At 43.4% G+C, this 21,583-nt stretch carries 24 protein-coding genes; 4 read left to right on the plus strand and 20 right to left on the minus strand.

The genetic code is table 11. The features are described from left to right. Positions 1–131: 131 nt before the first annotated feature. Positions 132–989, minus strand: coding sequence for a ParA family protein (locus EKM80_RS07455; RefSeq protein WP_125552495.1), 858 nt, complete (start codon positions 987–989; stop codon positions 132–134). Positions 990–1,158: 169 nt separating this feature from the next. Next, positions 1,159–1,653, minus strand: coding sequence for a methylated-DNA--[protein]-cysteine S-methyltransferase (locus EKM80_RS07460; RefSeq protein WP_125552496.1), 495 nt, complete (start codon positions 1,651–1,653; stop codon positions 1,159–1,161). A gap of 144 nt (positions 1,654–1,797) precedes the next feature. Between EKM80_RS07460 and EKM80_RS07465 the strand changes: the two genes are divergently transcribed. Further along, positions 1,798–2,439 (plus strand): endonuclease III domain-containing protein, encoded by a 642-nt coding sequence (locus EKM80_RS07465; protein WP_125552497.1) that lies wholly within the window; start codon positions 1,798–1,800, stop codon positions 2,437–2,439. Between the two features lie 23 nt (positions 2,440–2,462). Here the strand turns inward: EKM80_RS07465 and EKM80_RS07470 are convergent, their stop codons facing one another. The 3 genes from EKM80_RS07470 to EKM80_RS14845 all read right to left on the minus strand — a co-directional run bounded on the left by EKM80_RS07470 (position 2,463) and on the right by EKM80_RS14845 (position 5,235). Next, positions 2,463–3,581, minus strand: a complete 1,119-nt coding sequence (locus EKM80_RS07470; RefSeq protein ID WP_125552498.1) for a glycerate kinase family protein — start codon at positions 3,579–3,581, stop codon at positions 2,463–2,465. Between the two features lie 85 nt (positions 3,582–3,666). Further along, on the minus strand, positions 3,667–5,058 hold the full coding sequence (locus EKM80_RS07475) for an L-cystine transporter (RefSeq protein WP_125552499.1): 1,392 nt from the start codon (positions 5,056–5,058) through the stop codon (positions 3,667–3,669). A 39-nt stretch (positions 5,059–5,097) separates the two neighbouring features. After that, on the minus strand, positions 5,098–5,235 hold the full coding sequence (locus tag EKM80_RS14845) for a hypothetical protein (protein ID WP_164509518.1): 138 nt from the start codon (positions 5,233–5,235) through the stop codon (positions 5,098–5,100). A gap of 481 nt (positions 5,236–5,716) precedes the next feature. On the opposite strand from EKM80_RS14845, the gene EKM80_RS07480 reads away from it, so the two are divergent. Then, positions 5,717–6,310, plus strand: a complete 594-nt coding sequence (locus EKM80_RS07480; protein WP_125552500.1) for a TVP38/TMEM64 family protein — start codon at positions 5,717–5,719, stop codon at positions 6,308–6,310. Between the two features lie 61 nt (positions 6,311–6,371). On the opposite strand, the gene EKM80_RS07485 is transcribed toward EKM80_RS07480, so the two are convergent. After that, positions 6,372–7,532, minus strand: coding sequence for a pyridoxal phosphate-dependent aminotransferase (locus EKM80_RS07485; protein WP_125552501.1), 1,161 nt, complete (start codon positions 7,530–7,532; stop codon positions 6,372–6,374). Between the two features lie 72 nt (positions 7,533–7,604). After that, on the minus strand, positions 7,605–8,177 hold the full coding sequence (locus tag EKM80_RS07490) for a TetR/AcrR family transcriptional regulator (protein ID WP_125552502.1): 573 nt from the start codon (positions 8,175–8,177) through the stop codon (positions 7,605–7,607). Between the two features lie 113 nt (positions 8,178–8,290). Between EKM80_RS07490 and EKM80_RS07495 the strand changes: the two genes are divergently transcribed. Continuing rightward, entirely contained in the window at positions 8,291–9,208 is a 918-nt protein-coding gene (locus EKM80_RS07495) for an NmrA family NAD(P)-binding protein (protein WP_125552503.1), read from the plus strand. Positions 9,209–9,692: 484 nt separating this feature from the next. Then, on the plus strand, positions 9,693–10,004 hold the full coding sequence (locus EKM80_RS07500) for a nucleoside triphosphate pyrophosphohydrolase family protein (RefSeq protein WP_125552504.1): 312 nt from the start codon (positions 9,693–9,695) through the stop codon (positions 10,002–10,004). A 42-nt stretch (positions 10,005–10,046) separates the two neighbouring features. On the opposite strand, the gene abc-f is transcribed toward EKM80_RS07500, so the two are convergent. The 13 genes from abc-f to EKM80_RS07560 all read right to left on the minus strand — a co-directional run bounded on the left by abc-f (position 10,047) and on the right by EKM80_RS07560 (position 21,563). Beyond that, the gene (gene abc-f / locus EKM80_RS07505; RefSeq protein WP_125552505.1) at positions 10,047–11,540 is read right to left on the minus strand and encodes a ribosomal protection-like ABC-F family protein; all 1,494 of its coding nucleotides are present in this window, start codon (positions 11,538–11,540) and stop codon (positions 10,047–10,049) included. Between the two features lie 294 nt (positions 11,541–11,834). After that, positions 11,835–12,671 (minus strand): NAD(P)H-hydrate dehydratase, encoded by an 837-nt coding sequence (locus EKM80_RS07510; protein WP_125552506.1) that lies wholly within the window; start codon positions 12,669–12,671, stop codon positions 11,835–11,837. Positions 12,672–13,545: 874 nt separating this feature from the next. After that, positions 13,546–14,244, minus strand: a complete 699-nt coding sequence (locus tag EKM80_RS07515; RefSeq protein ID WP_125552507.1) for a hypothetical protein — start codon at positions 14,242–14,244, stop codon at positions 13,546–13,548. Between the two features lie 23 nt (positions 14,245–14,267). Then, positions 14,268–14,771 (minus strand): hypothetical protein, encoded by a 504-nt coding sequence (locus tag EKM80_RS07520; protein WP_125552508.1) that lies wholly within the window; start codon positions 14,769–14,771, stop codon positions 14,268–14,270. Between the two features lie 228 nt (positions 14,772–14,999). After that, positions 15,000–16,007, minus strand: coding sequence for a peptidoglycan recognition protein family protein (locus EKM80_RS07525; RefSeq protein ID WP_125552509.1), 1,008 nt, complete (start codon positions 16,005–16,007; stop codon positions 15,000–15,002). 2 nt (positions 16,008–16,009) lie between these two features. Further along, complete coding sequence (locus EKM80_RS07530) at positions 16,010–16,240, minus strand: phage holin (protein ID WP_164509522.1); 231 nt, start codon at positions 16,238–16,240, stop codon at positions 16,010–16,012. Next, positions 16,237–16,539: a hypothetical protein gene (locus tag EKM80_RS07535; protein ID WP_225418837.1), complete on the minus strand. Its 303-nt coding sequence runs from the start codon at positions 16,537–16,539 to the stop codon at positions 16,237–16,239. The genes EKM80_RS07530 and EKM80_RS07535 overlap by 4 nt, the downstream gene beginning before the upstream one ends. A gap of 34 nt (positions 16,540–16,573) precedes the next feature. Continuing rightward, the gene (locus EKM80_RS07540; protein ID WP_125552512.1) at positions 16,574–16,801 is read right to left on the minus strand and encodes an XkdX family protein; all 228 of its coding nucleotides are present in this window, start codon (positions 16,799–16,801) and stop codon (positions 16,574–16,576) included. Then, on the minus strand, positions 16,801–17,181 hold the full coding sequence (locus tag EKM80_RS07545) for a hypothetical protein (RefSeq protein ID WP_125552513.1): 381 nt from the start codon (positions 17,179–17,181) through the stop codon (positions 16,801–16,803). Before EKM80_RS07545 ends, EKM80_RS07540 begins: the two co-directional genes overlap by 1 nt. A gap of 83 nt (positions 17,182–17,264) precedes the next feature. Beyond that, entirely contained in the window at positions 17,265–17,720 is a 456-nt protein-coding gene (locus tag EKM80_RS07550; protein ID WP_125552514.1) for a hypothetical protein, read from the minus strand. Positions 17,721–17,734: 14 nt separating this feature from the next. After that, positions 17,735–17,890 (minus strand): hypothetical protein, encoded by a 156-nt coding sequence (locus EKM80_RS14850; RefSeq protein ID WP_164509519.1) that lies wholly within the window; start codon positions 17,888–17,890, stop codon positions 17,735–17,737. Between the two features lie 131 nt (positions 17,891–18,021). Then, the gene (locus EKM80_RS07555; RefSeq protein ID WP_225418838.1) at positions 18,022–18,519 is read right to left on the minus strand and encodes an acyltransferase; all 498 of its coding nucleotides are present in this window, start codon (positions 18,517–18,519) and stop codon (positions 18,022–18,024) included. A 95-nt stretch (positions 18,520–18,614) separates the two neighbouring features. Beyond that, positions 18,615–21,563, minus strand: a complete 2,949-nt coding sequence (locus EKM80_RS07560) for a glycerophosphodiester phosphodiesterase family protein (protein ID WP_125552515.1) — start codon at positions 21,561–21,563, stop codon at positions 18,615–18,617. Positions 21,564–21,583: the final 20 nt, after the last annotated feature.

The following is a 21,583-nucleotide window of genomic DNA, read 5'->3' on the forward strand; positions in this document are numbered from 1 at the left end:
CTTACCACCCAGAAAGTCGCTTAAAGTTTCGTCCAATATTTGGGGTTCACTTCAGTGCAACGTTTTTTTGCTGTCACCGTGCTAACTATGACCAAATAAAAAAGCCGCCACCCTTGTGACGACCTAACATATCATGAAAATAAATGAACGCCTTGCCCACGTTCGGTTATCCCGTTAGCATTGGCAAACTTACCTAATTGCTTCTGCAACGTCACTCGCGCCTGTAGTTCATTGAAAACTTCGGCGTACATGGCGCCGGCCATTTGCCGTGCTGCCGTGGCGTGCGTCGCATTAGGCGCAAATGGCTGACTCTCCGCCAACCACGCATTGCGTGTGATCACAACGCGAAAGGCATCGACCACATCAAAAGAGGATGCTGGTTCCACTTGATAAAATGGCTCAGCGCTGGCCAGATCAACTGCCAAATGACCAATAATTGTGGCCCGGACAGTTGGCTGCTCTTCCTTTAATTGCTTGAGATAATAGAAAAGTTTATCGGTCGCATCAAAGCCACCATGCCCAACTGGTTGCATAATGACCACGTAATCGGTACTGGCCAAGCAATTATCCATCACCGTCGCAAAGTCCGCATCTGTATCAATAAAGATATAATCATATTGATGACGCAGATCCGCCATTAACTGCGGCACTAGATCCAGCGTCCGCGCTGTTTTAGCGGTTGCTTCAGCTTCCATCGCCATATCAAAATAATCTTCTAATTTGTCTACCCCAGGAATGAAATCTAATTGTTCCCGTAACGGTGTCACTACTTTAGCTAAATTCTGCACCGCTAAACCAGTTAATAAATTAGCCGATGACTCATAATTAAAAACTTGATTCACCGTTTGCGTCAGTTCCAAAGTTGATGTTGCATCGATGAGCAAAACGCGCTGTTCAAATAATCGATTAGCCGCTAACGCCGTCATCATTGTCGTGGTTGTTTTCCCAGTTCCTACTCGTGAGCCAGCGAACATGACCACTTGTCCCATAAAATCACCTGCTCCACTCCACAATTCTGTGGATATTTTCTGTGCTAAAAACACTTAATGTGCCAGCGCTTAATTACCACTACGCCCACCCATTGAAAAATAGCTTGTTTAGTTTTAAGTCCACTTCTATTATACCGTAAAATGGTAGCGCTGACAGCTGTTATTTTACTTACGCGGCCTGCTCCAATTCTAGTAAGGCCTGTTTCATCGCCAAGCCACCCCGATAACCGCCGAGTTGGCCGTCTTTACGCACAACACGATGACAAGGCACCACGATCAAAAGTGGATTTTTGCCCACCGCACTAGCAACAGCGCGCACCGCGTCGGGATAGCCAGCTTGTTGCGCCAACGCTGTGTAGTCAACCGTGGCACCATAAGGCACTTGCAATAAGGCCTGCCAAACCGCCTGTTGCAGCGGTGTTGCAGTTGGCCACACTATTGGCAAATCAAAGGCGTGCTGCTGACCGGCAAAATAAGCCGCTAACTGAGTAGCGGCGCGCTGCGTTTGCGTCGTTGCCACCTGCAAAGTCGCCTGCGGATAAAATTTTTCCAATTCGCTTAAGTCTTGATCCCATGAACCGACAAAACAAAGGCCCTGCGCCGTCGCAGCAAGATAAGACGTGTGCTTGCCGAACGTGTTTCTACTATAATAAAGGGTTGGCATATCGCCACCTACTTTCAATAATTTTCCTAGCTAAAGTATAGCAAAAATTTTTTAATTCTGAACCCTCGAATTATTGCGCTATTTTGCGTATGATAAAGAAGCAAGGTGACTGACCCTGCCAATACTGCACAAAGAAGGCAAGCCATGCAATTAACAATGAGACAACTTTACCAAACCATGTACCAACAAATGGGTCCCCAAGGCTGGTGGCCGGCCGATTCAAAATGGGAGATCATCCTCGGCGCAATTTTAGTCCAAAACACCAATTGGCGTAACGTCGTCCCCGCTTTGAACCAGCTGAAAGTCGCCACCAACTTGGAACCCGCACGCCTGCACGCACTAAGCACCACTGAACTAGAACCATTGATCCATTCCAGTGGCTTTTACCATAACAAAAGTAAGGCGATCAGCGCCGTTTTCACGTGGCTGGCGCAATTTAATTATGATTTAACGGCCATCAAACAAGCCCGCAACCACCAATTACGCCACGACCTACTAAGTTTACGGGGTATCGGTGCCGAAACCGCCGACGTGTTGCTAGTCTATATTTTTGACGTGCCCACCTTTGTCGCCGATAACTACGCCCGCCGCTTATTTACCCACTTAGGCCTGTCTAGCACTAACTATCAGCAATTGTACCGCCAAGTTAGCTTAACGCCAGACTTCACCGCCGCCGACGCCCAAGAATTTCACGGCCTGATCGACGAATTCGGCAAAGTCTACTTACAAACTGCCACCGCCTGGCAAGACAGCTTTTTAGTGGGAGCGACGTTTGCGCAAAAATAAGCGTGTGCCCTACAATAGTTGGGCTAAATGGCCTGCGTCAGTACCGCCGCCACGCGCTGTGCCGTCCGCGCTAAATTAACTTCACCAGCCGCTAACGCTTGGTCTAACGTACAGACATGATCGACGATTGGGAAAATACTAGTTAGCCCGTACGGCTGAAACGCCGCCAAATCGCCAACTTGATTCCCGACAAAGGCCAGACAAGGCTTACGCTGCTGTTGCGCAATTTGAGCAATTTTTACCGGTACCTTGCCTTGCATACTTTGTGAATCAATTTGACCTTCACCTGTGATCACAATATCAGCCGCTTGCACTAATTGTTCGAATTGGCAAACTTGCGCGATCAAATCAAAACCAGAATGCACTTGACTACCCAGTAAGCGCAAGCCAAAACCAAGTCCACCAGCCGCACCATCGCCGGCAACTTGGCCTTTTTGTTGCGGATCAAGCTGCTGTGCTAATTGCTGGAATTCTTGTTCTAATTTAACTGCGGCCGCACCAGCCAACCCTTTTTGGTGGCCAAATAACTGCACCGCCCCATTTGCACCAGTTAGCGGGCTGGTCACATCGCTGGCGCTTAACAACGTCACGCCATTGGTTACTGCCTTGCTCGTGTCGATCCGTTTGATTGCCGTTAACTGTTGCAGCGGTTGCGCCAATACTTGCCCCGCTGCTGTATAAAATTGGACACCTAAAGCCGCTAACAAGCCGATACCAGCGTCAACCGTGCCGCTACCACCTAGCCCAACGATCACTTTTTGCGCACCTAACTTAATCGCCGCGCCAATCAACTCACCGGTGCCTTGCGACGATGCTAACCGATAAGCGGCTTGTGGCTGAACAAACTGAATACCAGAAGCCGCTGCGGTTTCCACCACCGCTAATTTTTCGGCTGGATACCAACCAAATGCAGCCTGAATCACGTTACCATAAGGATCATGTACCGTTTGTGTGACTAATTTGCCACCAGCCTTATTATGTAAAAAGGCCGCAACAGTCCCCTCACCGCCATCAGCGATTGCGACTGGCGTACTGGTAATTCCCGCCTGCGTAAACGCCTGCGCTACGATATCACCAGCGGCCAAACTGGTAAAAGATTGTTTAAATGAATCAATTGTAATTAATGCTTTCGTTAGTGCCACTTCCTCATTTTTTTCTGCTTTAAGTTTACCATTTTACCTAGTGGACAACAAAAAAGCACTTGTCCGCAGACAAGCGCTCCACTTATTAAAGCGTTGACTCCACCACATGGCTGGCGTCATCAAAAACCGTTTCATCCAGTGTTCCACCACGTTTAGCAGTGATCACACCAGTGAGAATACTATCGTTAACATTGGCTAAAGTTCGTGCCATGTCAACGATTGGATCAATGGCAATCAAAACACCTAAAACGCCGATCGGCAAATTTAAAGTCCCCAAAACGATCAACGTGGAAAAAATCGAGCCCCCACCGACGCCGGCAACACCAAACGACGCTAACGTGACCACCGCAATAATGGTTAAAATATATTGAATTGAAAACACATTGATCCCAACTGTTGGCGCAATAATCGTTGCAATCATGGCTGGATAAACACCAGCGCAACCATTTTGGCCAATCGTCAAACCAAAACTAGCGGCAAAGTTAGCCGTTGGTGAGTCGACACCTAAGGATTTAGTTTGAATTTCAACATTTAGTGGTAAGGTTCCTGCGCTAGTCCGCGAAGTGAAAGCAAAAATTAATGCTGGCCAAGCTTTACGATAATAAATAACGGGATTAATTCGATGCGCTAACAAAATTAGCGTATGTAACAATAAAACACCGATAAGTGCGACGTAGGCCGCGATGATAAACACCCCTAAGTTAGCAATCAAGGCAATACTATCAGTGGCGGTTGCTTTAGTCATCAAAGCGAAAATCCCATAAGGTGTCAATTGTAAAACAAGATGAACTAAGCGACTGACAATTTGATGAATTGCTTCAAAACCCTTGGCAAAAATATCGGCTTCTTGCGGATGATCCTTGCGAATACCCAAAAAGGCGACACCGACAAAGGCGGAAAAAATCACAACGGCGATCGTACTCGTTGCCCGCGTTCCCGCAAAGTCAGCAAAAATGTTGCTAGGTAAGAAACTAACGATCTGCTGTGGAATGCTTAGCCCTTTGACGGCACTTTGATGATCCCGTAAAATTGCTAAGTTAGCTTTGCTGGCAGTATCTTTGACAAAGTCTGCACCTTGTAAATGAAACAAGAAAACACTCAATACCCCTAATACAGCCGCAATCGCAGTGGTCGCTAGTAACGTTACTAAAACCGTTGAGCTGATTCGGCGCAAATTAGTTGATAATTTCAATTTGATAAACGCACCAACTAGTGAAACGAAAATCAGTGGTGTGATCAACATTTGGAGCAACGCCACGTAACCACCGCCAACAATATTTAACCAATCAATAGCGTTGGTGATAATTTTACTAGTCGCACCAAAAGATAATTGCAGAATTAAACCAAAAACGATTCCTAAACCTAAAGCCAGAAAAACTTGCTTAGAAAACTTAACTTGCCGCCGTTGCAAAACGTACAAGCCGGCTAAAATTAAGCCAGAAATAAGAACGATTAGAACTGTAAAACCTGTTGTCATAAAAATTCCCCCTATGTGTACGCATCCTGAATGCGCCATTTAAAACGAACTAACTGCGGCCACATCACGCCCGCCAAAGCGCACCACCTCCTTAAATTGACCACAAAAAAATGCGCCGTCACCTGGATCAGAAAATCCAGGGACGAACGCAGTCGTGTTACCACCCTTATTTGTCACTACCTCACGATAGCCACCTCAAACAGTACGTCAGTGTGCGCGAATAAAAACTCATTCAAACACAGTTACATTAACATCGTCAAAGTAACGCTGATTATACTGGGCAAAGTATCGCTTGCGAAACGAATCAAGGGCGTAAACCCAATATTAGCTCAGAGCTCATCTTCGTTCGCTGCACTTTTGTACGCTTCCATCAACCGTACTTGCTGGAAAAAGCTAGGCGACTTACTCTTCTCATCAACACCATTTATTAAATTAGTGTTAATTATTAAACTTTTTAGAGTAACTGTCAACCCTTATTTCTAATTTTTAATTAATCAAGTGAGTACCCACCTTACAAAATACAGCAATCTACACTAGCTCTAGTTTGCTCCACCTTAAGTTACCCTAAAATTGCGACTTTTGGCCGAAGCTTTTTTATCGGCAAATTAGCTAAAATATGGTATAACATTTGTAATTCAGCAAAATGGAGGACCTGCGTATGAGTACTGCAACATCCCGCCGCCTACTTAACATTGTTTCACTGGCCGGCTTAATTATTTCAATCTGGTTTACAATTTATTGTTTCCACCTTGGCGTCTTTAAAAATACTGCAGCGCTGCGCGATCTAGTTGGTCATGCCGAGTTTTTCGGGCCGTTACTGTTCATTGCCTTACAAATCGTTCAAGTGGTTATTCCCATTATCCCCGGCGGTATCAGCTTAGCCGCCGGCGTGCTGATTTTTGGCCCTGTTGAAGGCTTTGTTTACAACTACATTGGCATCGTCATCGGCTCATTGATTGCCTTTTCCCTAGGCCGCCGCTTTGGTAAGCCACTGATCCACCACTTGATCAGTCAAAAAACTTACGCTCGCTATATCGGCTGGCTTGATAACCAAAACCGTTTCACGAAACTATTCGCCATCGCCATTTTCCTGCCTGTCGCCCCCGATGATGTCCTCTGTTTACTAGCTGGCTTAACTAAAATGTCATTCAAAACTTTTACAATGATCATTTTGCTAGGTAAACCAGCCACGATCTTAGCTTACAGCTACGCCCTCGTCTACGGCGGCATGTTCCTAAGTCATATTATTTAAAAATTTAGCGCACAAAAATAGCACTACGACCTCAATAAAGTCGTGGTGCTATTTTTTATGCTTAGTGTGCTTGTACAAAAGCCGTCAACCGTTCAACTGCTTTGTGTAAGTTTTCCATGCTAGCAGCATAACTGATCCGCACGTAGCCTTCACCACCGGCACCAAAAGAGATCCCGGGAATTAAAGCTAATTTTTGTGTTTTAGCTAATTCACGAACAAAGGTCCATGAATCTTGTGGGCAGTTAGCTGGTATTTTAGCGAACAAATAGAAAGCACCGTCTGGCCGTGCCATTTCAAAGCCTAATGGTTCTAAGGATTTGATCAAATAATCACGACGTTCGATATATTGTTTAGCCATAACCTGGCTGTCTTCTTTACCATTCGTCATGGCTTCCAGCGCAGCATATTGCACCAGGGTGACTGGAGCAGTCACCATGTATTGATGAGATTTGATCATTTCTTCAGTGACTGCTTTAGGCGCCAATAAGAAACCAACCCGCCAGCCTGTCATTGCGTGCGACTTGGACAAGCCTTGCACCACGATGACTTGGTCGGGAATAAAATTAGCTAAAGATTCATGGGGCTCACTGTAGGATAATTCAGCATAGACTTCATCGCTAACCACCCAAAGTTGGTATTTTTCAATGACTTTAGCTAAACCAGCCAATTCATTATGATTATACGTGACCCCGGTTGGATTATTGGGATAGTTCAAAACTACTGCTTTGACGATTTTGTCCCCTTGCGCCTTGATCGTTGCTTCCAAACGTTCTGGTGTTAACACAAAACCGTCAGCACTAGTATCAATAAAAACAACTTGGCCGTGATTTAACAACGTATCTGGAATATAGATCGGGAAAATTGGTGTTGGGATAATGACCACATCATCAGGATTGATGATGGCTTGTAATGCAGTCGCAATTCCTTCGGTAGCACCAACTGTTGTAATCACATTTTCAGCTTGATAATGCCAGTTAAATTTTTCGTTATAATAAGCTGCTGCCGCTTCCCGCAAAGCTGGGATCCCAGGATTGGGCGTATAATGTGACTGATTATCTTCGATTGCCTTGATGGCAGCCTGTTTAACGTGTTCTGGTGTATTAAAGTCAGGTTCACCTAACGTTAATTTGACCATCCCTGGTACCTGGCTAACCTCATTATCGAATTGGCGAATATCCGATACCGCAATCTTTTTAACAATTTGATTAAAATCTTCCCGCAAAATACTCCCTACTTTCTCAATACATTTTAATGTATATTATACGCGTTTTAACCAAACTGTGGCAGAAAAATTTTAGTTGTTAAAATTTGCGCCTAAAACTAAATGCAGAATTTGCGCAGTACTGATTTGATTTGCTGGATATTGCCCCTGCCGAATATTCTCACCGTGACGCCGGGCAACCGCAAAAACAGCGGCAATATACAGACTCACATCGATTGATTGCAGTAGTCCTGCTTCAATGCCAGCTTGAAATAATTGCACCACTGGGTTAGCTGGATCATTCAAATTGGGACCGTTGAAATCTGGTAAAAATTTAATTTGTTCAATCAAGGCTAAGCTATCTGGATTCGAAACTGCAAAATCAGTTAAAACCTGCACGTAACTGATCAAGCGCTGTTTAACTGATTGAGCTGTATCATTGACACCTGCAGCGATTGCTAACTGAACTAATTTTTGTTGCTCACAATTAAAAACCGCCACCAGTAACGCTTGTTTATTCGCAAAATAGGTATACAGCGATGACTGTCCAATACCAACCCGCTTTGCTACTTTAGTGGTTGACACTGCTGCTGCGCCTTCGCGAATGATGATTCGTGCTGTAGCAGCAAGAATTTGTTGACGTTTATGTTCATCTTTTATTTTCATAAATTTAGCATACACAGAAACTTTTCGACAGTCAACATTGACAACCGATAAAGTTATCGGTTATACTACACTTTATTAAAACCGATAGTTCTATCGCTAAAGGAGATTAAATCATGCAGATAACTTTATTAGGTTCCGTTGGTCATATTAATCATTTTCTAATTCCTATGTTGGTTAATGCTGGTCATCACTTAACCGTGGTCACTCATTCCGCTAAACGAGTTCCTGAAATCGAACAATTAGGGGCTACGGCCGCAATTGGCTCGATGTCTGACGTTAATTTTTTAACCACTGTATTCACTGGTGCTAATGCTATTTATTTAATGCTCAGTGGCAGCAGTACTGATCCACAAGTAGCTGCGCAACAACAAGGCCAAATTTTCTATCAAGCCGCTAAAGCTGCCGGCGTACCCAACATTGTCGATCTGAGCAGTGTTGGCGCCAATCTCGATTATCAAGCCACTGGTGCGTTGTCGTTTTATCATTTTATTGAAGCTGCTTTGCGCCAATTAACTGACGTCAATATTGCTTTTGTTCGTCCAGTTGGCTTTTACGCAAACTTGTTGGCCGATATTCCGACAATCAAAACACAACATAAACTGTTTTCAACCACACCAGCAACCATAAACCGAATGTGGGTAGCACCCCAAGATATTGCAACTAAAGTAACCAACTTGTTGCAAGCAACACCCCACGGTCACAGCGTTCACTACGTTGTTAGCGATAATCGAACGGGTCAAGAATTACTGACTGCCTTACAAACAGCATTAGCTTTACCTGATTTAAAATACGTCACCATCAGTGATGCCAAATGGCAGGCTAATCTAGTGACACATGGTGTTCCAGCAAGTACAGCTGAAGCCTTGATGCTGATGAACCGCGCTCAACGCCACCCAGAAAAAATTTACGCTGATCTGTACGCCCATCAACCAACATATGGCCAAGTCAAACTACCTGATTTTATGCAGCAATTTGCGGCCGTTTATCGCGGTGATACAGATGAGCATGCACAAACGTTAGCAGAGCGCTAATTTAATTGTTCTTCCAATCTAGTTAGCTGACGCTTAATCTGTGTTAATTCATCCTGCGCATGCTCAGTGATCTCAGTTAATCGTAACCTTTTTTAGCTAAACCACGCTGCGTATAGATTTTAGTACCAACTGCATGTTCATCACGTAGGACTAACTTAGCAACTAATAGTGTCAAGAGCAATAATTAAAATCCGCTCATATACGATTCCATCCACTCTAAGATAGACCCCTGCTGATACTTTCATTCCTGTCAACGCACTGATCTATATGTCCTGAACTTGTGATTTAGATAATTTTTTGCTCAATTAATCAGTTATCAAACAAGCGCTGATACAAGCCGTAACGTGATTTGATCATACCGAGTTTCATTATATTGACCGCCAATTTCAATCCGCTATATATTTAATATCCGCAAGTTAAGCACACAGGCTTTTTTAAACGTATAATAAATTATTTACAAAAAATAAAAATCGAGGTTACTGCTATGGAAATCAATGAATTGGCCGCACGCAGCCAAAAAATTCGCGCTGCTTACCATCAATTAGAGATTAAGCAAGACGGTCAACCCTGGTCGACTGAACAAGATGCGCTGGCCTTTCTCACCGATGCTGGCTTAGTCGGTCGGCTTGTCATGGCGCAACAAGGGAGTTGGCCGACAGCCGACAAATCATTTTCGCTGGACTATAAAATTGCCGAAAGTATCTGGTGGCTCAGTTCATTGGCAGACGCCAACAACATCGATCTAGACACCGCATTAACCGACTTCCTAAAGTCACGCGAACAACATTTAGAATAACGCAAAGACGCCCGGCCCTTAATTAAGAGCTAGGCGTCTTTTCTATTTCAGCGATACAATTTTCGTTGCCACATGTTCAATAAAGGTTTGGTCGTGCTCAATCAGCAGCATCGTCGGCTGTACCATTAGCAGCAATTGTTCCAGCTGTTCTTGATTGAACACATCTAAATAGTTCAGCGGTTCATCCCAAATGTACAGCTCCGCCGGCAACGATAATGACTTCGCCAGCTCAACTTTTTTGCGCTGGCCCATGCTCATCAGCTCGATACGTGTGTTAAAAACAGCTCGCGGCATGCCTAATTTATGCAAATTGTTCAAAAAAGCCTGATAATCCAGCTTTTGTAGCTTAGCAAAGTCACTTAGTGTGCCGTGATTATCCTCATAATCTTGATGCACGTAACTGATCTGCAAGTGCTGCGGTCGCTGAATCGTCCCACTGACTTGACCGGAAAATTGGCCCAATAACTGGTGTACGATCGTTGATTTACCAGCACCATTTGGCCCCACCAGCGCCACACGTTGGCCTTGTTGCAATTCAAATGACAACGGCTGAAATAACGGTTGCTGCGCGTAACTTAATTGTAGGTCGGTGACCGTCAGCAAACGCTGCTGATGACTGGGCTGAAACGCCATGGTCAGTGGCTCAATTTGCTCAATATTTTTTAGCAATTTTTCCTTGTCATCAATTTCAGTTGCCATCCGCTGGGCCAAATGCTTCGAGCGTTTCATCGTTCGTGCTGCCCGCGCACCGATAAAACCAGTGTCGTACACCGCACCACTACCCTTTTTGTGCGGATCACCATATTTATCACCTTCACGTGCTTGCGACCATTTGGCCTTCTCCGCCGCCGTTTGTTTCAGCCGACCGATATCCTTTTTCAACTGACTATTTTGGGCCTGCTCAGAGGTGTCACTGCGCTGTTTTTGCGCCTCGTAAACAGCAAAGTTGCCTTGATAACTGCTGATTTGATTTTTTTCGATGGCCAAGGTGTGATCGGTGACTTCATTAAGAAAATGCCGATCATGACTGACCACAATGAAGCCCTGACGCTTTTGTTGTAAATAAGCGGCTACTTGCTGGCGGCCAGCCAGATCTAAATGATTAGTCGGCTCATCGATCAAGGGAAAAACACCGTCCTCGATAAATAGCACCGTCAATAACACCTTGGTTTGTTCGCCACCAGACAACGTGTTAAATGGTCGCCACAACAGATCAGCAGCCAACCCGAGCTGACTCATTTCCCGTTCAAGTTGCCATTGCTGAGCAGTACTAATTTCCGCCAATACATCAACGGTCAACTGACTTTTATCACTGATTGGCTGGGGAAAATAGCTAAATTGCTGCTGTTGCTGAATCGTGCCCTGATAGGGTAATTGTCCCTGTAACAAGCGTAACAACGTCGTTTTTCCACGACCGTTACGTCCAACCAAACCTAATTTCCACTGACTATCCAGTATAAAATTAGCCCCTGCGAATAACGGTTTTGCCTGACCATCATAGCCAAAACTTAGATTTTTAATTTCAATTTTAGACATAAACTCACCTCATTATGCTTAACTAACTGCACTGCAAGGAACCACTACTGGTTCAGCGCCAGCACGGCCTTTTAACAGCACGCTTATTTCAGAATCGGCATAAAAGTGAGCACACAAAAAGAGACCCACGCATCAAGTGACTAAGCCAATTCTGAAAATCTGCAGACTCCACCCGTAAATTTACGGTTAAAGTTAACAACAGTTTTAACAGATTGACTTAATTTCTCAACGCACGGATCCCTCATTTCGTCTTATATTAGTTGCATTGTAACATGAACTAGCTTGTTCGTCACGTTATTTTTCTTGACTCATTTGCGCCATATAGGCCGGCAGCGCGGCAATGATTTGTGTTGGTAACGTCACGTATTGCTGCTGGGCCAGCTGATCACTGATTGCGCTGTGGGTATAAACCGCCGCTAAAATCGATTGCGCTGGTGCCGCAGAAAATTGTGCTAAAAAGCCGGCTAAGATTCCCGTTAAGCAGTCACCCATGCCACCAGTAGCCATCGCCGCCGAGCCAACTGGATTTTGCCAAGCTGGTTGACCAGGTAAATAAATTTCTGTGCGGTGCGATTTAACGATCACCGTTGCCGCTAATTTCTGTTGCGCTGCCTGATTGTTGGCCGGCGTTTGCTCAGCCAACGTTAAGCCCGACAAACGCTGCCACTCCATTTGGTGCGGCGTAAATACAATTTGAGCTGACGGCAACGTTAACTGTTGCTGGGCCACTAAAGTGATCGCCGAACCATCAATGATTAAATGCTGTTGTGACTGTACCTGACTGAATACGAATTTTAAAATAGCCAGTGCCGTAGCGTCAGTGCCTAACCCAGGGCCAATGACGAGCACATCCATTTGTGGCAACAACTCAGCTAACATCTGCTGGTCGCGGTAATCCACCACCATGGCTTCTGGTAACCGCGCGTGGAGGCTAACGAAGTTTTGCGGGTCCGTGGCGCAGGTTACTAAGCCAGCGCCACTATAAACTGCGGCACTCGCGCTCATGATGATCGCACCACCAAAATATTGGTTACCGCCAATCGTTAGCACGCGGCCAAAACTACCTTTATGGCTTTCCTGTGTGCGCGGCTTGATCACCTGGCACACTAATTTTTCTGTAATCTGTTGCATCCACGAGTACCTCCAATTAACTTAGGTTACTTACAGTATAGCATCAGCAAAACAAGAATTGTCCGGCGAGCCTTTATCTTAGCGACTAGCGGCAAAACTGATAAGCTGGCACTCACCTTTAGCAATAACTTTTTGCCGTAGCTATTAGAATTGAATAGTGGCATTCATAACACTTTTAGGCTATCATTTAAGGTGCGGTGTTGCCGTAGCGCTTGCCGGCAGATAATGGATCAATGTGCAATCGCTACATTTTAGTCGGTGACACAAAAAAATAGACTTGCCCTAAACACGATTAAATCAGTGTTTTAAGCAAATCTAAATTTTCCTGAAACAACTATTTATGCCGCTGGCAGGCTTTCTCATACCTATTATAGCAGCATTTAGAGATTGCTTGTGTGCAGATTGTGTGCAAAAAAAACAAATCACTCCTACTTGCGAATATTAAAGTAAAGGAGTGATTTTATTATGCAAATTATCTACTTGCTTAACAATGTACAAATCAGAATTATTGGTGACACGATTATCACAGTAGTGGTAGACGCGGACAATAACGTGATGGCTTACCGAATGGGTAGGTAGTAAAAAAGGCACTCCGGCCGCATATGGCTGAGGTGTCTTTTTATAATTATTCTTTCTGCGACTTAATAATTGGATCCACAAATTGCTTACGCCCCAGTCTTAGTGCTTCCTGTGCTTTGGCCATTGTTTCAAACTGGCCGAGATAGTCCCATTTTTGCGCAACTGGAAGTTAACTGCGATTACGTTGTCCCAAGTTTTCCCACTTGTCAAGCGTACTTGTTGCATTTGTTCGTTAGTTAAATTTTCGGCTAAGATTAGTTTATTCAATAATTCGGAAATATTCCTACTCAATCGGCTATTCACGTGGCGCTAATCGTTTGTCAAAGTATTCATTTTCAAAAGTTGTCGCAAAGTTTTTGAACACCATTTGCCACACCCGGTTGCCCGACAAGTCGTTTAATAATTCCAGTGCTTCAGCCTCTGCAGACGGGTCGTCTAAATCCTTTTCGTGCCGATCACCAAATGGGCCACTGGCATCAGGTTTGATTGCACCAATCATAAAGAGCGCGGCGGGTAATTTGGCAACTTCATTGACCACTAGCTTTTCAGCTTCACCGTAAGAATTGATCAGACTGATTTCAAAAGCAATCCCGTCTTTTTTGAGCACGCGAACGACGGTAAACTTTCTAGCGGGCTTAAAGCTAACTAGCGGTTTATCTAGCGCAACTGCATTATATTCGCTATCCATTGCTCTCAAAATGTCATCAGTAATGTTATCCCGTAATCCCCGTCTCGGAAGTTCTTTGCCCTTATTCGCCATTAAATCACGCTGCCAAATGCTTTCTTCGATCGCATATAGCTCATTTAACACGCTCCCAGCGTCACGATTAAAGTACCGCGCGATCTGATCAATCACTTGCACACGTAGATCGTCGACGCTACTTTCTCGGGTTAACCGAGCCAGCGTGGGATAGCTAAGCGCAGTGTGATCCGCGACTCGTTTCGCGTTTGTCTTATATTTGCCAAAAAGTACTGCTAATGGTTTTTGTGTCATGATGTAAATCCTCCTATTTTTAATTAGATCAATTCGGCTGGAGCAACTAAACCTAAGTCGTTGATTTTTTTAATTACTGTTGCTTTCTTCATGCGAGCACGCAAGCCTTTAACGCCGTGGTCTTTAGCCCAAGCTTTTAAGGCATCCATTTTAGCAAACGCATTTTGTTTACGATCATCATTTGCTTTTAAATCAGCTGCAGTCATTAATGCGGCTTTTGGTGCCCATACTTTTAAATCCCAGCCTAAGTAAGAGATAAAGTCTAATTTAACGGCCTTTTCAGTTTCGGCAACTTTTTTAACGTCAACATAGCCACCGCAGACAAGGTTCAATTCGTCACCGGTCAAGTGGTCTGGAGTAAACCAGTTTTTGAAACCGTAGAAGCGAAAATCATCAATATGCTTAGCTTCGAACCAAGCGATTTTGAAGCTGTCTGATAAGTAGGAAACAACTGAACCACCGAATTGGGATTGACCATTACGAGCGACTTTCCAAGCGGATGTTACGATTGATTTTAAGTTAAACATTATGATGACTTCCTTTCGTTTTGCTTTACCTCAACTCTATAATCTTATTATATATCACATTTGATATATGTCAATATAAATATATCATTTTTAATATTTATTTTTCGGCAATAAAAAAAGGCCTACCCCGCAAGGGATAGACCTATTACTTACTATAGTAAACACGTATGTGTTAATTAATTATAAAAAATAACGCCACCTCCGATTAAGGAAGCGACCTTTGTTTTTTTAAAACGGGTTCGATGGCGAAATTTTAATCTGTAATCGATCCAGTGGCTCGCCGTCTATCCCAGCCCAGCTATCAAAACCAGCAACAGATCCATCGTCAGCACACACGCCAAGCCAGCCAGCACGTTGTGTCGTTTGGCTGCGGTAATAAGCTTGCTGATAGTTTTCGCCGACTGGGGTGTTATAAACGATCTGTACGCCCGTGATCGCATGACCACTGACACCAGCAGCACCGTTAGCTAGATCATTCTTATTACTCCCAGTGACCCAACCCAACCAGCCGTCCTGTGCGGTTTTAACGCGGTATTTGACGGATCCGTGATTTACGCTGACAGTTAAATAATCGTGTTGCTGATTCGGGACGCCGGCAAAGCCATTGTCGCCAGAGCCGAAGTTAGTCACGTTATCCAGCCAGCCGCCATTAAGGCTACGTAACGCATAAGTGACATCAGTGCCGACTGTCTTAGCATTGCTAGCTACTGGCGCGATAGTAGCTTGACTTGTACCACCATTAGCCAAACGCACAACTTCATCAACGTTGATGCCACCAGGACATGCAGTGCTAGTCACTTCTTTATGGCCTAAGACATGACCACGGTCACAAGGGATTCCGTACCGATTGCAGATATCTTTAACTAGTTTTGCTAGATTAGCCATAGTGCGTGGGTCGATCTGCCAGCTTGGTGCGCCTGTAGAATTTAAGTTTTCGATACCGATTGATCGTTGGTTTGGGTTAGCCATCTTAGGAATATCTGCACCACCGGTACCCCCGCAATGCCAAGCTGCATCAGACTCACTGACACAACCAATAATCTCAGTCGGTGTTACCTCATAGTGTGCGGACGTCTGCGCGGCGCCACTTTGAAGCCAAGTTGCTAAGGCGACGTTTTTATTTGTCGTCGCGTTGTGGTGGATCACGATCCGATCGATCTTGATGCCGTTACGACTACTAAAATTCATCGGCCGTGGATCGACACTGGTAATCAATTTACTGTAAACTTCTGCCATAATTATTTATCCCCCTTGTCTGTAATACCCGCTGTTGTCGGATCAGCGACGATCCCGACAATCGTCAGCACAGCAAATGCGGCGTTAACGATATCCAATAACTGCTTGTTGATCAAATCGATGTCAAATTTATAACCAAATGGCACAGCAACCACTTGCGCGAGCAATAAAATAGCCGGCACCAGGGCCAGCCAGAAAGTCTTGTTTTTAATTCGAGTTTTCCAGTTCATTATCTATCGTCCTTCTTATTATCAAATTTAATATCACTACGTTTTAAGTGGCTTCGATCATATAAAATTCCAATCTCCTGATCATGCTTCCATAGCTGTTTATCATGGATATCGTAGTGCTGCCACAGCCGATTATGTTCGATCAATGAATTTTCGCTAATCTGGTCGATCGATTTACTTAACGCTTCTAATTTTGTCAATAATGGCTTAACGATAAAACCGTAAGTGCCGGATAAAATTCCGATGATCCCGACCCACTCCGATACTGTAAAGCCAAAAACTACGTGTGGCCCCAACCGCATCACCTTCCCTTAAATCTGGACAAAATAAAAACGCCTAAGCTGTAGGCGTTACGTTAGCTGTGCCACTAGTGGCAGCAGTAGAATCAGATGCTACGGTCGAAGTGCCGACTGGTGCCGTGGAAGCAGCTGGCACCTGATATTCCTCACCAACGATTGTCTTATACTGGTCAGCCGTAATCGCTGATTTAGCGACTTGTGCCGCGACGTCTTCCTTTGTCATGGTGTTCCAAAGTTGATACGCGAATTTAAATGTAATAAACATTATGCATTACCTCCATTTTTTGTTGTTCCTGTTGCCAACGCCGTTACTGACTGTGCTAGCGACTGTAAATAAGTTTGAGTATTATTATCATTGTCTGCAATCTGTTGAGCTAGTGCAGTCAACGCTTGTTGTTCAGCGGTCGGTTCTGGCGCCTCTTCTGGATGTTCCTTTAGCATCTCGGATTGCTCAGCTTCTTGTGCCGCTTGCCACACTTCTTTGTCCGTACCAACCCATGTTGTTCCACTCCAAGTGACTGGTTCATATAATCCATCAACCGGCTTAATTTCTGTTTCTCCGGCTTGCACTACATAATTATCATCAACCAGCTTTGAGTTTTTAAACTCGTGACTAGTTGTGTCATATAAATAAATTGCTTTCAATTTTTGTCCCTCCTATATTACGGTTAAAGTACCACTTAATAGTTGCTGTCCTCTCAATCATCAGAGCAGAGCAATATAATCAATTACCAGCTTAGACAAAGATTAGTCTGAACCATCGCTCTAGTAGTGAATTCCTTTGTAAGACCCCAAAGATTTATCGTCAGTGCCGAATCATCCGAGTTCGTACCGAACATAACGTACTGACCAGTTGAAATATAACAATTTTTGTTGAATATAAGTGTGAGACCACTTCTAAAGATTTCAGTTGGAAACTTACAAACTTCTACCACACCTTGCGTTGACTTTAGTGCTGGCGCGTCAAAAAATCCGCCAAATTGGGTTTCTATCAGTACACCACCTAGTTTAATAGTGCGATATTTCAACGTATTTGGCATGTCTATAGTATGTTGGGAATACCCATTAATATAGGTCATACCAGCATCAGTCCATGCACTAATTTCTAGTAAATTATCCTTAAAATTTGCATCAATTGCTTCCGGTCCTAGTTCCATGCCTGAAAAAATCTTAGTTAAAGTCATTATTTAATCTCTCCTTATCCATAATAAATCGCCTTATAACCACTAAAAGCTGCACAAATGCCATCAGGCTGTAATGATAGGCTTGTGCCATCTGCAAAACTCGTATCAGCGGTGGCTAGTTCAATAACACTATTAGCTGCCGTAACACTAGCTACTTCCTTTTGGTGCAAAATAAAAACGCCTAAGCGGCTGGTCGTTGTGTCGGGTTATCTCTGATTTTATTTAGCATTTACTCACTTCCTTTAGTGCAAAATAAAAACACCCTATTACCTTATTAGTAGAGTGTTTCGTTTTCACATGTTTAATTTTTTTCTAAATCCCTTTTTCGTACTGCCGGAACTCCTGCGTATAGGCCATTTGGTTCAGTACTTTTAGTAACCACAGATCCTGCAGCTATAACACAACCTTTTGTTATGGTTACATTAGGTAAAACTGTTACATTTGCACCAAGCCAACAGCCATCTTCAATTTTAACGTCACAGTATTTACCCTTTCCTGCCCGAGCGTTCTTTTTACCAATATCATGGGTTACACCTAATATCGTTGAATTAGGTCCAATTTGTACATTATTACCTATATAAATATTAGCAGTTCCTGCACCACAAATGATTGCCGTGCCAACATTTATAACACATTCACGGCCAATTAGTATAGCAAGTGTATCCATATATACATGTGGTGCCACTATTGTCTTATTTCCAATTGTCATTCCAAGCATTCTTAGTATTTTAATTTTTACTGAGCTCTTTAAGTTTGACGTTGATAGGTGCCTTAGAGCTATTTTGGTTAATAAATCCACGCTAAACACTCCCGATTGCATTAGTTAACACTTTTGATTATATTAATTTAAAGCCATTTTTTCAAGTCAAGTCTATTAAATACTTTACTCACTTCCTATTCAAACAGTGCATCCGCGACATTTAACCCATTCGTCATGATTGCACTAACACCGAGATTTGCGAATCGCTTAATATCGTTAGCATTGTATGCAACCCAAATGATCACATAATAGCCGTGTTGTACTGCGTCGGAGATCTGTTCATCTGTGCATCTGCTGTCTAATGAGATACATACTCTATTTGAACTAGTTACATAAGTCTTAGCATCTTCATAAAATGCATCATCTAGCATATCTGTTGCATGAACTAATAATTCAATTTGCGCCCTTGGTTCTAATTCGATCATCGGCTTTAACATATCGCGTTGAAACGCTTGCCAAGCAATACTATCTTGCATATGCCATTTAATTACAGTGTCGTGCAGAATGCTAATCTGCTCTGTTGTATATGGATATTTGAATTCAACATGCACGTATGCGTCATATTGTTTAGCTAGTTGACAGAATCTATCAAATGTTAAGAGCTTAGTTCCAACAAATTGTTCGCCTTTTGCAAGGCCAAAGTCGTAATTAGTATTAAGCTCTTCTAACGTTAATTTGCGCATATCTGTTGTTTCAGTGACTTCAGTTCCATCTGCGTATCGCGCGAAATTATTAATAAACGCATCATGCAGCATGACTGGCACATTATCAGATGTGAACATAATGTCGCCTTCCCAATTGTACGTACCAAGTTCTTTGATTGATTGAATGTAAGCTAACTCGGATTCTTCTGGATATTTATCACTGTAACCACGATGGAGAATAGCCGTGATATTAGCCTTTTTCGGATTCTGTCTGACCGTTTCAGTAGGAATGCCATCGACAATCACTGGAAAATCCGAAATAATCTCCGTTTTTTGATTTGCACCACTTAAAATTGTGCAAATTATGACACTGTATGGAGGGACCATCTCTGCATATGTTTGTACTTTCGCAACATTAGTTTTCAAATTGTAAACGACTTTCTTACGATAATTTGATAATGCAGCCGTTGTTGGTTGCGCAATTGTTCCAACTGGTACTAGATAAAATCCTTTATTACTGATAATTGTTGCCGGATTTGATTTCTGACTGTTGAAATCAAATGTTTGTTTATTACTATCATACATCGGATAATTATTAACGCACGGATAGAATTTGATTGTTTCCGGCGTCATTTTGCTTAAGTTGCCGCAATCTAGTTGATTTAGTGATCCATTGACAACACAATCGAATCCGTTGAATACGGCATAATTTGGCCCTGATGTCATGACACTTCCAACAACAACTTGTCTGCTCAAGGAAATGGTTCTTGCAACAAATGATAGCGTTTGAGTGTCAATATTAAATACTAATATTGCCGCATAGCTACCAACACTGTTTGTAATGACAGTGCCGCTAGGGATGTTATATTTCTTACCTCCAAATTTGATTATGGCCGGTTGGTTATCAGTTGATTGAAAGTCAAGAGTCTTTGTGTCGAGGTCATAAGCGGGCAATCCATTTAGCGACGCAATAAATGTTGCTTCGCTGTAATAATCATAATTTAATCTTCCATCAATTGTGCACGGAAAATCAGCAGTAACTGTTGTTGTCTGTTCAACATCTTGGTTGTTGATAATTGCAACTAAATAGCTTCCCGTTGGCGTTCGACTATTCCAATTAATAAATTGAAATGAACTGCCATCATAAATCAGCTTGGCTGCTACTGATGTGGCATTGTTAACAACTGTTGTGTCAGGCGGTATTAATGTATATTTATTGTCGCCCATAAAAATCGCAGCCTGTCGTTCGGAAGCTCCACCCCAACTCCATATTTTTGTTGCAGTATCATAATTTGGTAATACCTTGCCAGGCATTAATTTGATTCCAGCCATGACGGCAGTATCAAGTTTAGCTGCAGTGATTGAACCATCAGCAAATCCAGTTGCTTGATAAACGCCTGCATCAGTCCATACGTTATTTGCCCAAATATACTTGTGCCCGTTATCGGCGGTTACGAATATACCGGTTTTTCCGTTTGGATAAGCATTTTTTAATGCAGCAAGATTAGCGAATGTTCCTGAAACGGCACTGTCGCCTTTGTCGCCTTTAGGACCAACGAGAGATGCCAGCCATTGACTGACATTGCCAGAGAAGCCATTTTTGACGGCAATCTGATATGAAGAAAGCCCAAGGTCTCCAGCATAGCCACCACCGTTTGCATTTGTCGACGTTTCATTGCTACCGTTTCCGGCTGTTGCTTTGGCATCGTCAATACCATCGCCAAGATCAAATCTAAGCGTCTTGTATCCATCAATCAGATACCAGTAACCAGCCTTGTAAGTGACAATACCTGTCAACGCGTATGCCAATGGTAGATTAATAACAGCGGTATCATCATCGAGATAATCTACAGTGCATGAAATCGTTTGTGTCGATGTTTCTCCAAGCCCATAAGGTCCTGTACCGAACCCGTGAGTCTCGGTCCCAATAGCATACTCGTAATAATGCACAACAACTTTAGGTTGCCGATTCTGATTGTGTTTGATTGAGACGTGAAAGCCGGCTGGTACGTGTGCCGCCAACCATGACTCAATGTACTCCAGCCGATCATCAAGCACCGTGTAATCTCCAAACCGTACCGAATCACGAGCCAAGGCGACTTCACTGTCCTTAGTTACGTTGGAAATAACAGCTTTAAATTGATCGACAACGTCACTCATAGTTCCTTCAACTTGTGTTTGACGATCTTTTACACTGTCTTGTTGATTTTGCATATCAACTTTGAATGCTGTCTCATCGTAATTGATGTATGTCTGCACTGCCAGCATAATCTCAATCCATCGAGCCAACGACTCCCGCACATCAGTGCCATACATCTTTGTTCTAATGAACTTAGCTAACTCAATCGCAATCGGTTCGATGTTGCTTGGTGTATATTCCTGTTGTTTAGGAATCGGAGTTGAATCTTCATAGTTAACTGATCCACTAACTGTTGCCATTTAAATACACCCCCATTAAT

The sequence above is a fragment of the Loigolactobacillus jiayinensis genome, from assembly GCF_003946445.1.
Classification (GTDB): domain Bacteria; phylum Bacillota; class Bacilli; order Lactobacillales; family Lactobacillaceae; genus Loigolactobacillus; species Loigolactobacillus jiayinensis.